Genomic DNA, 12,040 nt, shown 5'->3' on the forward strand with positions numbered 1-12,040 from the left:
TAAAGCAAAGTTACAGTATCAATAATAATATACCAATTAAAGAAGGTATAGATTGAACAAAGAATATTCTAGGCTTTTTGGTAGAATAAGCACCATAAATTCCAGCAACAAAAACACAACCCAAAAAGAAAATAGCTACATCAGTTTTTACAGACAAAATAGACCAAATTAAACCAGCAGCTAAAAAACCATTATACAACCCCTGATTGGCAGCCAATATTTTAGTTTCTTCAGCATATTCTTTCGATTTTAAACCAAAGGTTTTAATTCCTTTAGGTTTGGTCCATAAAACCATTTCTAAAATAACTATATAAATATGGATTAACGCTACTAAGGCAACGAAAAATAATTGAGGATACGTCATTGTTTATTGTTTTTTGGTTAGTTAATAGTTGTTTTTAAAGAACAACAAAGTTTATTTACACAAACATATGCAAAAAATAATAGAGAAATTATTGTGGTCTTTTAACGTTTATAAACAAAAAAACGATATTGTATAACAATATCGTTTGAATAGTAGTTAGTTAATATAGTGTTACTTTACTTCGAAAGTAACTTTTAAGTTAACTCTAAATTCAGTTACTTCATCATCGTTTACAACTACGCTTTGCGATTGTACAAATGCTGATTTAATTCCTTTAACTGATTTAGAAGCTTGTTTTACGGCTTTTCTGGTAGCATCTTCCCAACTTTTGTCAGAATTAGCTAAAATTTCAATAACTTTCATTACTGCCATAATAATTTCTTTTATGATTTATACCTCATAAATATACTAATTTTAAAGATTATTTCCTTGTCAAAAAATAGGATTAAAAACCAATGTTAAATTAATGTTACGAAAATGTTTCAATTATGTAAATATTTTTATATATTTGTAATGTAAGTGTTAATCCTTAAAAGTTTAGATATGAAGAAATTAATAATAGCCGCTTGTGTTTTATCAGTATCATTATTACAAGCTCAAGATACAGAACCAAAATTTGAGAAATCAGGAGATTTAGTAAAAGCAACTTATTTTTATAAGGATGGTAAAGTAAAGGAGCAAGGTTTCTTCAAAAACAAAAAATTAACAGGGACATGGACTTCTTTTGATGAAAAAGGAAACAAGACTGCTATTGCACATTATGAAGCAGGAAAAAAAGTAGGTAAATGGTTTATGTGGAAAGAAGATGGATTGAAAGAAATTGATTATAACAATAATGTTATAGCAAGCGTGCAAACTTGGAAAGAAGAAACTAAAATGGCTATCAAATAGCCTTTGGGAGATTAAACAGAATAAAAAAACCGAGTAGATTTTCTACTCGGTTTTTATTTTCTTCCAAAATCAGCAGGAATTTCTCCCCAAGCTTTAGTTTCCCATTTTAATAAAGGGTTTTTAAAAGAGTTTTCTTTTAGCCATTTCTCGGCACGTTTTATTAAGTCTAAAATATCTTTATTCTTCTCATCAAAAACAATATTAGTTCTACATTGTTTTTTTCGAACCCATCCCATTGCTATTTTAGAATCTGAATAAATAGGTAGTTCATGCATGTTTTTACTTTTTAATAAAGCAATTCCATGGACTAAAGCTAAAAACTCACCAATATTATTGGTTCCATTAATAAAAGGTCCCATTTTAAAGATTTCTTTTTTATTGTGAGTTAAAACACCTCTGTATTCCATTTTTCCTGGATTACCAGCACAAGCGGCATCTACAGAAATACTTTCTAAAATAGGATTTCCATATTTAGCTTTTTCGGCAGCAGATAGAACAACTTTCTTGGTATCTTTTCCTTTATAGTCGTTATAACTCTTGGTAAACGCAATTTCGGCTTCTTTTTTATCAATAAAAGCTTTGTATTGGGCACCTTCATACCCCGTTATTTGTTTTTTGCAAGCATTCCAAGAGGTAAAAATACCTTTTTCTTTACCTTGCCAAACAACATAGTATTTTTTCTTTTTAGACATTCTTTGTAATTACTTCTTCAATTATTTTAGGAAAATGTTCATATTCTAAGATATGAATTTTTTCAGCTATTTGCTCAGGTGAATCGTTTTTGTCTATGGTTGTTTTAGCTTGAAAAATAATAGCTCCTTCATCATAATTCTCATTAACATAATGAATTGTAATACCAGATTCCGTTTCATTATTTTCTTTTACAGCTTTATGAACATTCATTCCATACATACCTTTTCCTCCATATTTAGGTAACAAAGCAGGGTGGATATTTATAATTTTATTAGGAAAAGCTTCGACAACCTTTGCAGGAATACGCCATAAGAATCCAGCAAGGACAATTATGTCAGCTTCAACCTGTAAAAAGTTTAGTACGGTGTCGTCTTTTGTAAAGCTTTCTCTATCAAAGAGTGATGCTTCTATGTTTAGTCGTTCACAACGATCAAAAACTTTGGCATGTTCATTGTTAGACAGCACGTGAGTAACAGTGGCAATTTGAGAAGAATTGAAGTATTTAATTATATTTTCGGCGTTGGATCCAGAGCCAGAAGCAAAAATTACGATACGTTTCATGTTAAAATTTAGTTGTTTTGTTACTGCAAAAAAAAGAATAATTATTAACAACGGTGGTGTGTGTAGCGAAATATTCAAGTATTTTTTTTATTTTAGGCATCACATTTTTGAGCAAAAGTTAGAATTAATAACTAAGATTTGTATTTTTGCCTCGATTTTAAATTTTAAAACAAACAAATTATGTCAGACATTGCATCAAGAGTAAAAGCAATTATCGTAGACAAGTTAGGAGTAGACGATAACGAAGTAACTAACGAAGCAAGCTTCACAAACGATTTAGGAGCAGATTCATTAGATACTGTTGAGTTAATCATGGAATTCGAAAAAGAATTTGATATTCAAATTCCAGATGATCAAGCAGAAAACATTGGTACTGTAGGTCAAGCGGTAAGCTATATAGAAGACGCAAAAAAATAAGATTTATATGCAATTAAAGCGAGTTGTAGTAACTGGACTTGGCGCATTAACGCCAATAGGGAACAATAAAGAAGAATATTGGAATAGCTTAGTTAACGGAGTTAGCGGAGCAGCACCTATAACGTATTTTGATGCTGCCAAGTTCAAAACTCGTTTCGCATGTGAGTTGAAAAACTTCAACGCGACTGATTTCATACATAGGAAAGAAGCGCGAAAAATGGATAGGTTTACTCAGTATGCAATGGTAGCTTCTGATGAAGCTATTGCTGATGCTAAGATAAATTTAGATGAGGTCAACAAATTAAGAGTTGGTGTTATCTGGGGAGCAGGAATTGGAGGATTGGAAACATTTCAAAACGAAGTATTAAACTTTGCGCAAGGAGATGGTACACCAAAATTCAACCCATTCTTTATCCCAAAAATGATTGCAGATATTGCTCCAGGAAATATTTCTATTAAAAATGGATTTATGGGGCCTAACTATACTACGGTATCTGCTTGTGCATCATCAGCAAATGCGATGATAGATGCACTTAATTACATTAGACTAGGTCATTGTGATGTTATTGTAACTGGAGGTAGTGAAGCTGCTGTTACAGTTGCAGGTATGGGAGGGTTTAATGCAATGCACGCTTTATCAACTAGAAATGAAAGTCCAGAAACAGCATCAAGACCATTTGATAGCGAACGTGATGGGTTTGTTTTAGGAGAAGGAGCAGGAGCAATTGTATTAGAAGAATACGAACATGCCAAAGCTCGTGGAGCTAAAATTTATGCAGAAGTTATTGGAGGTGGAATGTCATCTGACGCTCACCACATGACTGCACCACATCCAGAAGGAATTGGTGTAATTGCAGTAATGAAAAACTGTCTTGAAAATGCTGGTATAAAGCCAGAAGACGTAGACCATATTAATACTCACGGTACTTCTACCCCTCTTGGAGATGTAGCTGAGTTGAAAGCGATTTCTGAAGTTTTTGGAGATCATGCTAAAAATATAAACATCAATTCTACAAAGTCCATGACTGGACATTTATTAGGAGCAGCTGGTGCTATAGAATCTATTGCAGCAATCTTAGCAATGGAGCACGGTGTTGTACCTCCAACAATAAATCACGAGAATGTTGATGAAAATATTAATCCAGATTTAAATTTAACACTGAATAAGCCACAAGAGAGAGATATCAAAGTCGCGGTAAGTAATACATTTGGTTTTGGTGGACACAATGCTTGTATCGCTTTTAGAAAACTAGATTAACCCTATATGAATTTTCTTCGTAGAATAGTAAGACCCCAGACTAAAGAAGATGAAAACTTTTACTACGAATTAAAAGAACTGCTTAATTTTAAACCTATAAAATTATCGCATTATAAGAAGGCTTTTACACATAGGTCTCTTAAATTAGTTGATAGCAAAGGAAATCCTATTAACTATGAGCGATTAGAATTTTTAGGTGATGCAATTTTAGGTTCGGTAATAGCATCTTATTTATATAAGAAGGTGCCTAAAGGTGACGAAGGATATTTAACTCAAATGCGTTCTAAAGTAGTAAGTAGAGAACACTTAAACGCTTTGGGAAAGGATTTGGAATTAATACGTTTTGTAAAAAGCAATATTTCACAAGATCATATTAGCAATAATATTTATGGTAATATATTTGAAGCTCTAATAGGTGCTATATATCTAGATAGAGGATACAATTATTGTCATCAATTTATTTATGAACAAGTAATATTACCTTATGTGGATATTGAAAGATTAGAAGGTAAAATTTCTAGTTACAAAGGTTTTGTGATAGAATGGTGTCAGAAGAAAAAGAAGAAATATAAATTCGAATCATACGAAGATTCTGGAAACCAAAACAAGAGGCATTTTAGTGTTAGAGTAAGTATTGATGGTACAATTGTAGCCAAAGGTAGAGCTACTTCTAAGAAAAAAGCAGAAGAAATTGCAGCAAAAAGAGTGTACTATGCTATGCAAAGTCAGATGACAAATTCTTAACATTTAGCCGAAAACGTTTTCGTAAATTTCACATTATATTTTAGATACATTCATTAATTTAGCAAAAAACAAATAGTTGTTTTAATGGCTACCTATGCACTAAATATTGATGATTTTTCTGATAATGATTATGCATTAATAGGTATTCATACTGTATTGAGTGAGTACAGGTTAGCTTATTTGTTAAATCAATACCTGCAAATTAAGTTTTGCAGAGCCAGTTATGATTTAGATTTTACTCGAAAAAACAACCAATCTTCTTACGCCGTATATGAGTATACCAACGTAGAATTAGAATATGATTGGTTCTTAATTTCCAATAAATATAAATCGACACAAAAAACTATATCAACGAGTCTTTTTAATGAAAGTGATTCTATAATGTATTTAGTTTCTGAAAAAAAGAAGGTTGATTATTTTCTCAAGATAGAAGGAGATTTTGATTATGAATATATTGTGAAAACAATAGAAAAAATAAATCAAATACCTCAAGTTATAACCTCTTACGAAGTAGAGGTTGAATCGTTAAAATCGAAAGATTTTTTAATATTTTAAATTATGCCACACAATAAGAAAACAAAAATTGTAGCAACATTAGGACCAGCAACAAGTACAAAAGAGGTTTTAGCTGAAATGGCTGCATCTGGAGTAAATGTTTTTAGAATTAATTTTTCTCACGCAGATTATGATGTTGTAAAAGAGCGTATTCAGCAAATTAGAGAAATTAATGAAGAAAGAGGTTACAATGTAGCAATTTTAGCCGATTTACAAGGGCCAAAGCTTAGAGTGGGGGTAATGCAAGAAGGAGTAGAATTAAAAGCTGGAGATACCTTTACTTTTACTACAGAAGAATGTGAAGGAACTAAGGAAAAAGCTTTTATGACTTACCAACGTTTTCCTAAAGATGTAAAAGCAGGAGAACAAATTCTTGTAGATGATGGTAAACTATTATTTGAAGTAGTTTCTACGGATAAAGAGAAAGAAGTAGTAGCTAAAGTAATAGTAGGAGGTCCATTAAAATCTAAAAAAGGAGTAAACCTTCCAAATACAAACATTTCATTACCAGCATTGACTGAAAAAGATAAAAAAGATGTTGTTTTTGCTTTACAACAAGAAGTTGATTGGGTAGCTTTATCTTTTGTAAGAACTCCAGAAGATTTAAGAATTTTACGTGACTTAATTAAACAAAAGTCAAGATATAGAGTACCTGTTATTGCTAAGATTGAAAAACCTGAAGCAGTAGAAAATATAGATGCATTAATTCCTTATTGTGACGGATTAATGGTAGCTCGTGGTGATTTAGGTGTTGAAGTACCAATGCAAGATGTTCCTTTAATTCAAAAGAGTTTAGTTCGTAGAGCTAAAGAAGCAAGAATTCCAGTTATTATTGCTACTCAAATGATGGAAACTATGATTGATAATGCAGTACCTACAAGAGCAGAGGTAAATGATGTTGCAAATTCAATTATGGATGGAGCAGATGCAGTAATGCTTTCTGGTGAAACATCAGTTGGAAAACACCCTATTAAAGTTATTAAAAAAATGACTGAAATTATTAGCAGTGTTGAGTTCTCTGAATTAATTAAAGTTCCACAAGAGCCACCTCATATTCGTACAAACAGATTTATAACAAAATCTATTTGTCATCATGCAGCTTTAATGGCTGATGATATTAACGCAGCAGCAATTTCTACATTAACTAATAGTGGTTATACAGCTTTCCAAATTTCAGCATGGAGACCAAAATCACACGTATTAGCATTTTCATCAGAGAAAAGAATTTTAGGAAAGTTAAATCTTTTATGGGGAGTTAGAGCTTTCTATTATGATAGAGATTTAAGTACAGATGATACTGTTGAAGATATTAATGAAATAGCCAAAGAAAAAGGTTTTGTAAAAGGAGGAGATTTTATGATCAACTTATCATCAATGCCAGTGAAAGCAAAAGGTATGGTAAATACTTTACGTGTTTCTCAAATAGACTAAGAAGCATAAAATAAATAAAAAAGCGCAACCAATTAGGCTGCGCTTTTTTATTTTATAACTGTATTTTTTTAGAAGTTATAATGGCATCGTTGGTTACAAAAGGCATTGGCATCATTATTTCACTTCGAGGTTTTAAATTAAATTTAGGATGTGTTAATAAATCGTACGAAACTTCATTTAAAACAATGTTAGGTTTTTCATCTTTACCTATAGTGAATGATACGGTTACATCCTTATCAGAGTTTGCTATTTGATAAATTAATAATACTCCTTTGTGAGCTTTAAAAGCTTTTCCAGTATCATAAAAGGCGCCGTTTACTTTTAAGTCCTTTAATTGAATAGGAGTGTTGTTGTAAAACTCATATTTATTGATGTTGCGCGTAGGTGTAATTGTTAAGTTTAACTTCCTTTCATTATTAATAATGGTATCTAAATTGATTTTAATATTGGAAGTACTTAAGTTTTTGTTTTCTGCCTTTTTGTGATAACTAAAACGAGTATTATACTTGCTTTTACCTTCCACTGAAGGAATACTTCCTTCTTGATAATCAGAATCGAAAATTTGTTTTGTGTAATTATCTAATGTTTTGTTGTAAGTACCCCAATAAGCCATTTTATCATCAGAATTTTGAATATAAACTATACTATTAGGTCTTTTTTTATCAATTGAAAAACCACTGTTAAAAGTAGCAAGAACAAAGAATACTATAGATATAATACCAGTAATAGTTTGCCATCTGTTCTTTCTTTTTTGTTGATGAAAAACAGGTAAAGTAAAACCAAAAACTAAAACAATAAAAATAGCTGAAACAAATAAAATTTTAAGTCCTAAAGCAACAGGAAACAATTGAATCATAGGAGCTATAATATATACAGTTGGAACTGATATTATGGCAAATAAAGTAGCTTTAGAATTTGCTTTTAGTTTCATTAAAATTAGAATAGCTAAAATTAAAAGAGAAGCGTATACAGGAATAATAAAGAAACCTGCTCCTGGTAAGTATTGGTAAATGAAATAGTTTAAAATAAAACTAAGAGCTATTGGAGCAATAAATAAATCTGTAGTTTTATGTTCTTTAAAACGGCTGTAAATTTTAAATACAATCCAAATATTTAAAAATATAAAAGCAATGATGTATTGATAACCGTTATAAGTAAAACCATGAAGCATATCGCTATACTGCGGATGTATTATTAAAATTAATTGCCATAAACCATATGAAATACCTGCACAAAGAATTAATGAAGTTATGTAGGGTATAAAACCAATAAAAGTGCCTCTAATAGTAAGTTTATTTTTTGAAAAACCTAAAAAGAGTAGCACACAAAATATGATGAAACTTATAATTAATAAGGTACCGCCCCAAGAGAAAGGGTAAGTCAACATTTTAATTATTGGAAAGTTTACATAAATATAATCTTCGTCACTGTTTAAGTTTGTTAAGTCAGAATTAGCAAAATAATTTAGAGATGTAGTAAAATATTCTGCCTGATGCATTAAAGTTTCTCTATTTAACCTTTCATAAGAATCCTGAGCAGTATGATAATCGAAATGATCATCGATAAAAGCAAAATTGAATCCATTAATATTTCCTTTTTCTCTAAATACAGTTAAATCAGTATCGTTAGGCAACTTTTTATAGATGCTATACATTAATGAGTTTGCTGCAGGATAGTTTGGATTTGAATTTAAAAATTCGGTAAGTAATTTTTTATTCTTGCCATTTGTTTCCATTAACATATAGCTAGAACCTCCGCTACCTCGTGCTTCAAAATTTAATACTATTCCAATATTCTTAGCTAGAGGATGATTTTCTACAAAAGCTTGTGCCCCTAATAAACCTAATTCTTCGGCATCAGAAAAAAGAATAATTATATCATTTTTTGGCTGTTTATTTTTAGCTAAAAATGCTCTTATTCCTTCTAGTATAGTTACAACACCTGAACCTGCATCACTAGCTCCTAATGAAGAATGTGGATTAGAGTCATAATGAGTAAGTAATAGTAGTGATTTTCCATTGCTAGATCCCTTAATTTTAGCTATGATGTTTTCAGTAGTAGTACTTGCTCTCCATTTTTTATTAATAGCTGTTTGATATTGAATTTCTGGAGTTAAATTCAGTTTTTTTAACTCATTTACAATATAATCTTGAACCACTTTGTGCTCAGGCGAACCTGAATGGTGTGTTTTTTTCGAAATGTTTTTTAAATGATATAAAGCATTATTTAACGAAAAGTCCTCAGATTTTAATTCTTTATTATTTGAGGGAACCGAAGGAATTACATCTTTAAAACTCCAATAAACTGTAAAAATTATGATTAGTACAGCGATAAAATTATTTGATGATTTCATAGTAAAATTTTAATGCATATAAAAGTAAGTAAATTTATTCTTTATCTGTGAAATAGTTAATTAGTTAAAAATCAGTATATTTAATAGCTAAATCTTACTATTATGGGAATTATTAACTTTCAAGGGAAGCGAACAAATCAACAAGAAAAAGAGTCAGTGCCAATTTTGGTTTCTGATTATATGTCTAAAAATCTTATTACGTTTAAAGAAGATCAATCTATTGAAGATGTTATCGATTCTCTAATTAAAAATAAAATTTCTGGAGGTCCAGTTGTCAATGATAAGAATGAATTAGTTGGAATAATTTCTGAAGGAGATTGTATAAAACAAATATCTGAAAGTAGATATCATAATTTACCTATTGATAAAAATAATACAGTTTCAAAGGCCATGATTACGCAGGTTGAAACTATTGATGGAGATATGAATATTTTTGATGCTGCTAATAAGTTTTTACAATCAAAAAGGAGACGTTTTCCAATTACTGAAAACGGAAGATTAGTTGGATTAATAAGTCAAAAGGATGTGTTAAAAGCTGCAATGAAGCTAAAAGGTAATACTTGGAAATAATTAATCTTGTTTAACCAATAAATACATTTCATTTTCCAGTTCTAAGTATCCTTGGTCATATACATAAAAATAGGTGTTTCCTGTTTTTGTAGTATAGATAGAGGTGATGAATTTAAAATCAAAACCTCTATCAAATAATTTACGCCTGCTAACTTTTGTCTTTCCCGATGCGTTAAGTTCAGCAAGGATTTTATAATTTTTACGCAATCTATTGTTGGTATTTCTAACGAGGTTTTTACTTTCCTTGTTGATTTTATTGTTATAAGCGTTTCGACAATAATCAGAACAGAATTTTTTATCAACTCTACCAATAACTTTTTCAGCACATTCTAAACATTTTTTAGCATCCATAGTCTGTTTTTTTCAATTCATACCATTTAGCATCGTTACCTTCGAACTTAAAATCATTTACATACTTCAATCCTATTTTTTGTAGAATTTTGTTGGATCCAATATTATCTGTTTCTGCAGCTCCATAAATGATATCATATTTCATTTGCTCGAAACCAAATTTTAAACATGTTATTGCTGATTCTGTTGCATATCCTTTTCCCCAGAATTTTGGTAATAATCTATAGCCTATATCAATAAAATTTGTAAAGCCATTTAATTCTTCTTCTATACCTTTATTTAATTTTAACCCTGACCATCCTATAAAATCTCCTGATTCTTTTTCAAATGCAGCAAACCTACCAATACCATTTTCATTGTATTGTTTTTCGAAAAAATCAATAATATCTTCAGCCTGTTCATAAGTAGTAATTGGATTATTTCCAAGATATTTATGTACTTCTGGGTTTGAGTCTAATTCAAAGATATGTGCTGTATCTTTTTTTTCAAACGGCCTTAATTTCAAACGATTTGTTTCTAATTGGAACTTCATTTTTAGCTATGCTTTTTTTCAAATATAGTAAAATATAAACGACTACATTCATTTACAAACGAAAACAAACGATTACTTACCGATTATGATTTGGATTGTGTTAGATATTTGCAGTGTTAATTCGATTGAATAACAAAGTCTTAACTGTTTAATGAAAAAATAATAATTATGAATGCACTAAAAAACAGAGTACAGTTGATTGGAAATTTAGGAAATGACCCAGAAATTATCAATTTAGATAATGGTAAAAAAATAGCTAAGTTTTCATTAGCTACAAATGAAACGTATAAAAACTCGGAAGGAGAAAAAGTTACTGATACAGAATGGCACTATATAGTTGCATGGAATAAGATTGCTGAAATTATAGAACAATACTTGCAGAAAGGAAGTGAAGTAATGATTGAAGGAAAATTAACTTCTAGATCTTTTGAAGATAAAGAAGGTGTTAAGCGCTATGTTACCGAAGTAATTTGTAATGAATTACTAATGCTAGGTGGTAAATAGTGGGAAAGTTGTTTTATGAAAAAGAGGAAAAGGCATTTATAAAATGCCTTTTTTTATTTTAAATACCTAAGACTCTATTTAATATTTCTTGTCTTCTTCTAGCCACTGGAATGTTTTTATTGTTATTCATTTTGCAATAAAAACCGTCATTTTTAATAATTTTTGAAGTATGATTTATGTTGATGATATAACTTTTATGAGTTCTAAAAAAGGGTAAACCATCAAAAACATCATCGTAATCACCAAGATTACGAGATGCTATTATTTGCCTGTTGTTGGTACAATGAAAAATGGTATAGCGTCCTTGAGATTCTAAAAAAACAATGTCTTTAAATTTAATTAACTCAATACGATCGTTAGATGGTATTGCTATGAAATCTTGTTTTATAGAATCACTGATTGTTTTATTTAGACTGTTAATTTGTGTTTTTGATGTAAATATTTCTTCTTGAATATCTTTTTTTACTCTATTCACAGCAGAGATTAATTCTTCTGTAATAACTGGTTTTAAAATATAATCAACAGCATTGTATTTAAAGGCTTTTAAAGCATACTTTTCATGAGAAGTAACAAATATTACTTTTAGATTTTCTGGTAAAATACAGTCTAATAATTCAAATCCAGTTTTGTCTTTTAATTGTATATCTAGAAATAAGATATCAGTGTTGTTGTTTTGTAAAACTTTTATTCCTTCTTCAAAAGAAGTAGCTTCTGCTATTACATTAATATCTCCACAAAACTCATTTAAATAATATTTTAGGAGTCTAATGTTTTTTACTTCATCGTCTATAATAATAGCATTTATTTTATCCATAG

16 protein-coding genes are annotated in these 12,040 nt (G+C 30.0%); 8 read left to right on the forward strand and 8 right to left on the reverse strand.

Annotation, left to right across the window (positions count from 1 at the left end; all coding sequences use genetic code 11):
* Positions 1-10: 10 nt before the first annotated feature.
* The gene (locus ACOQN8_RS07415; protein ID WP_272150776.1) at positions 11-364 is read right to left on the reverse strand and encodes a DUF1304 domain-containing protein; all 354 of its coding nucleotides are present in this window, start codon (positions 362-364) and stop codon (positions 11-13) included.
* A gap of 171 nt (positions 365-535) precedes the next feature.
* Complete coding sequence (locus tag ACOQN8_RS07420; protein ID WP_150899369.1) at positions 536-736, reverse strand: dodecin family protein; 201 nt, start codon at positions 734-736, stop codon at positions 536-538.
* Between the two features lie 171 nt (positions 737-907).
* On the opposite strand from ACOQN8_RS07420, the gene ACOQN8_RS07425 reads away from it, so the two are divergent.
* On the forward strand, positions 908-1,255 hold the full coding sequence (locus ACOQN8_RS07425) for a toxin-antitoxin system YwqK family antitoxin (RefSeq protein WP_150899368.1): 348 nt from the start codon (positions 908-910) through the stop codon (positions 1,253-1,255).
* 53 nt (positions 1,256-1,308) lie between these two features.
* Here ACOQN8_RS07425 and ACOQN8_RS07430 read toward each other — a convergent pair whose 3' ends face one another.
* Together ACOQN8_RS07430 and purN are read right to left on the reverse strand one after the other, a co-directional pair.
* Entirely contained in the window at positions 1,309-1,947 is a 639-nt protein-coding gene (locus ACOQN8_RS07430; protein ID WP_272150774.1) for a ribonuclease H family protein, read from the reverse strand.
* The gene (purN, locus tag ACOQN8_RS07435) at positions 1,940-2,509 is read right to left on the reverse strand and encodes a phosphoribosylglycinamide formyltransferase (RefSeq protein ID WP_420552208.1); all 570 of its coding nucleotides are present in this window, start codon (positions 2,507-2,509) and stop codon (positions 1,940-1,942) included. The genes ACOQN8_RS07430 and purN overlap by 8 nt, the downstream gene beginning before the upstream one ends.
* A 180-nt stretch (positions 2,510-2,689) precedes the next feature.
* Between purN and ACOQN8_RS07440 the strand changes: the two genes are divergently transcribed.
* From ACOQN8_RS07440 to pyk, 5 genes are all read left to right on the forward strand, one after another.
* Positions 2,690-2,926, forward strand: coding sequence for an acyl carrier protein (locus ACOQN8_RS07440; RefSeq protein WP_093871978.1), 237 nt, complete (start codon positions 2,690-2,692; stop codon positions 2,924-2,926).
* A 7-nt stretch (positions 2,927-2,933) separates the two neighbouring features.
* Positions 2,934-4,184, forward strand: a complete 1,251-nt coding sequence (gene fabF, locus ACOQN8_RS07445; protein WP_420552209.1) for a beta-ketoacyl-ACP synthase II — start codon at positions 2,934-2,936, stop codon at positions 4,182-4,184.
* A 6-nt stretch (positions 4,185-4,190) separates the two neighbouring features.
* Positions 4,191-4,928, forward strand: a complete 738-nt coding sequence (gene rnc / locus ACOQN8_RS07450; RefSeq protein ID WP_150899364.1) for a ribonuclease III — start codon at positions 4,191-4,193, stop codon at positions 4,926-4,928.
* 84 nt (positions 4,929-5,012) lie between these two features.
* Complete coding sequence (locus tag ACOQN8_RS07455) at positions 5,013-5,483, forward strand: IPExxxVDY family protein (protein WP_150899363.1); 471 nt, start codon at positions 5,013-5,015, stop codon at positions 5,481-5,483.
* A 3-nt stretch (positions 5,484-5,486) separates the two neighbouring features.
* Positions 5,487-6,914: a pyruvate kinase gene (gene pyk / locus ACOQN8_RS07460; RefSeq protein WP_150899362.1), complete on the forward strand. Its 1,428-nt coding sequence runs from the start codon at positions 5,487-5,489 to the stop codon at positions 6,912-6,914.
* A 52-nt stretch (positions 6,915-6,966) separates the two neighbouring features.
* On the opposite strand, the gene ACOQN8_RS07465 is transcribed toward pyk, so the two are convergent.
* On the reverse strand, positions 6,967-9,267 hold the full coding sequence (locus ACOQN8_RS07465; RefSeq protein WP_420552210.1) for a M20/M25/M40 family metallo-hydrolase: 2,301 nt from the start codon (positions 9,265-9,267) through the stop codon (positions 6,967-6,969).
* 102 nt (positions 9,268-9,369) lie between these two features.
* Between ACOQN8_RS07465 and ACOQN8_RS07470 the strand changes: the two genes are divergently transcribed.
* Complete coding sequence (locus ACOQN8_RS07470; RefSeq protein ID WP_272150770.1) at positions 9,370-9,837, forward strand: CBS domain-containing protein; 468 nt, start codon at positions 9,370-9,372, stop codon at positions 9,835-9,837.
* Here the strand turns inward: ACOQN8_RS07470 and ACOQN8_RS07475 are convergent, their stop codons facing one another.
* A complete protein-coding gene (locus ACOQN8_RS07475) occupies positions 9,838-10,188 on the reverse strand; it encodes a hypothetical protein (RefSeq protein ID WP_150899359.1) in 351 nt (116 codons plus the stop codon).
* The gene (locus ACOQN8_RS07480; protein WP_420552211.1) at positions 10,178-10,720 is read right to left on the reverse strand and encodes a GNAT family N-acetyltransferase; all 543 of its coding nucleotides are present in this window, start codon (positions 10,718-10,720) and stop codon (positions 10,178-10,180) included. Before ACOQN8_RS07480 ends, ACOQN8_RS07475 begins: the two co-directional genes overlap by 11 nt.
* 168 nt (positions 10,721-10,888) lie before the next feature.
* On the opposite strand from ACOQN8_RS07480, the gene ACOQN8_RS07485 reads away from it, so the two are divergent.
* Complete coding sequence (locus ACOQN8_RS07485) at positions 10,889-11,224, forward strand: single-stranded DNA-binding protein (RefSeq protein ID WP_272150767.1); 336 nt, start codon at positions 10,889-10,891, stop codon at positions 11,222-11,224.
* Positions 11,225-11,282: 58 nt separating this feature from the next.
* Here ACOQN8_RS07485 and ACOQN8_RS07490 read toward each other — a convergent pair whose 3' ends face one another.
* The gene (locus tag ACOQN8_RS07490) at positions 11,283-12,038 is read right to left on the reverse strand and encodes a LytR/AlgR family response regulator transcription factor (protein WP_150899356.1); all 756 of its coding nucleotides are present in this window, start codon (positions 12,036-12,038) and stop codon (positions 11,283-11,285) included.
* Positions 12,039-12,040: the final 2 nt, after the last annotated feature.

It is taken from the genome of Tenacibaculum aiptasiae, from assembly GCF_965221665.1.
Taxonomy (GTDB): Bacteria; Bacteroidota; Bacteroidia; order Flavobacteriales; family Flavobacteriaceae; genus Polaribacter; species Polaribacter aiptasiae.

What these genes read in the sequence shown, in the direction of transcription:
- purN (WP_420552208.1), bottom strand. Translation starts at nt 2,509, where the DNA reads ATGAAACGTATCGTAATTTTTGCTTCTGGCTCTGGATCCAACGCCGAA.
- ACOQN8_RS07415 (WP_272150776.1), bottom strand. Translation starts at nt 364, where the DNA reads ATGACGTATCCTCAATTATTTTTCGTTGCCTTAGTAGCGTTAATCCAT.
- ACOQN8_RS07465 (WP_420552210.1), bottom strand. Translation starts at nt 9,267, where the DNA reads ATGAAATCATCAAATAATTTTATCGCTGTACTAATCATAATTTTTACA.
- ACOQN8_RS07470 (WP_272150770.1), top strand. Translation starts at nt 9,370, where the DNA reads ATGGGAATTATTAACTTTCAAGGGAAGCGAACAAATCAACAAGAAAAA.
- ACOQN8_RS07425 (WP_150899368.1), top strand. Translation starts at nt 908, where the DNA reads ATGAAGAAATTAATAATAGCCGCTTGTGTTTTATCAGTATCATTATTA.
- ACOQN8_RS07475 (WP_150899359.1), bottom strand. Translation starts at nt 10,188, where the DNA reads ATGGATGCTAAAAAATGTTTAGAATGTGCTGAAAAAGTTATTGGTAGA.
- fabF (WP_420552209.1), top strand. Translation starts at nt 2,934, where the DNA reads ATGCAATTAAAGCGAGTTGTAGTAACTGGACTTGGCGCATTAACGCCA.
- ACOQN8_RS07420 (WP_150899369.1), bottom strand. Translation starts at nt 736, where the DNA reads ATGGCAGTAATGAAAGTTATTGAAATTTTAGCTAATTCTGACAAAAGT.
- ACOQN8_RS07485 (WP_272150767.1), top strand. Translation starts at nt 10,889, where the DNA reads ATGAATGCACTAAAAAACAGAGTACAGTTGATTGGAAATTTAGGAAAT.
- ACOQN8_RS07440 (WP_093871978.1), top strand. Translation starts at nt 2,690, where the DNA reads ATGTCAGACATTGCATCAAGAGTAAAAGCAATTATCGTAGACAAGTTA.
- ACOQN8_RS07480 (WP_420552211.1), bottom strand. Translation starts at nt 10,720, where the DNA reads ATGAAGTTCCAATTAGAAACAAATCGTTTGAAATTAAGGCCGTTTGAA.
- ACOQN8_RS07490 (WP_150899356.1), bottom strand. Translation starts at nt 12,038, where the DNA reads ATGGATAAAATAAATGCTATTATTATAGACGATGAAGTAAAAAACATT.
- ACOQN8_RS07430 (WP_272150774.1), bottom strand. Translation starts at nt 1,947, where the DNA reads ATGTCTAAAAAGAAAAAATACTATGTTGTTTGGCAAGGTAAAGAAAAA.
- rnc (WP_150899364.1), top strand. Translation starts at nt 4,191, where the DNA reads ATGAATTTTCTTCGTAGAATAGTAAGACCCCAGACTAAAGAAGATGAA.
- ACOQN8_RS07455 (WP_150899363.1), top strand. Translation starts at nt 5,013, where the DNA reads ATGGCTACCTATGCACTAAATATTGATGATTTTTCTGATAATGATTAT.
- pyk (WP_150899362.1), top strand. Translation starts at nt 5,487, where the DNA reads ATGCCACACAATAAGAAAACAAAAATTGTAGCAACATTAGGACCAGCA.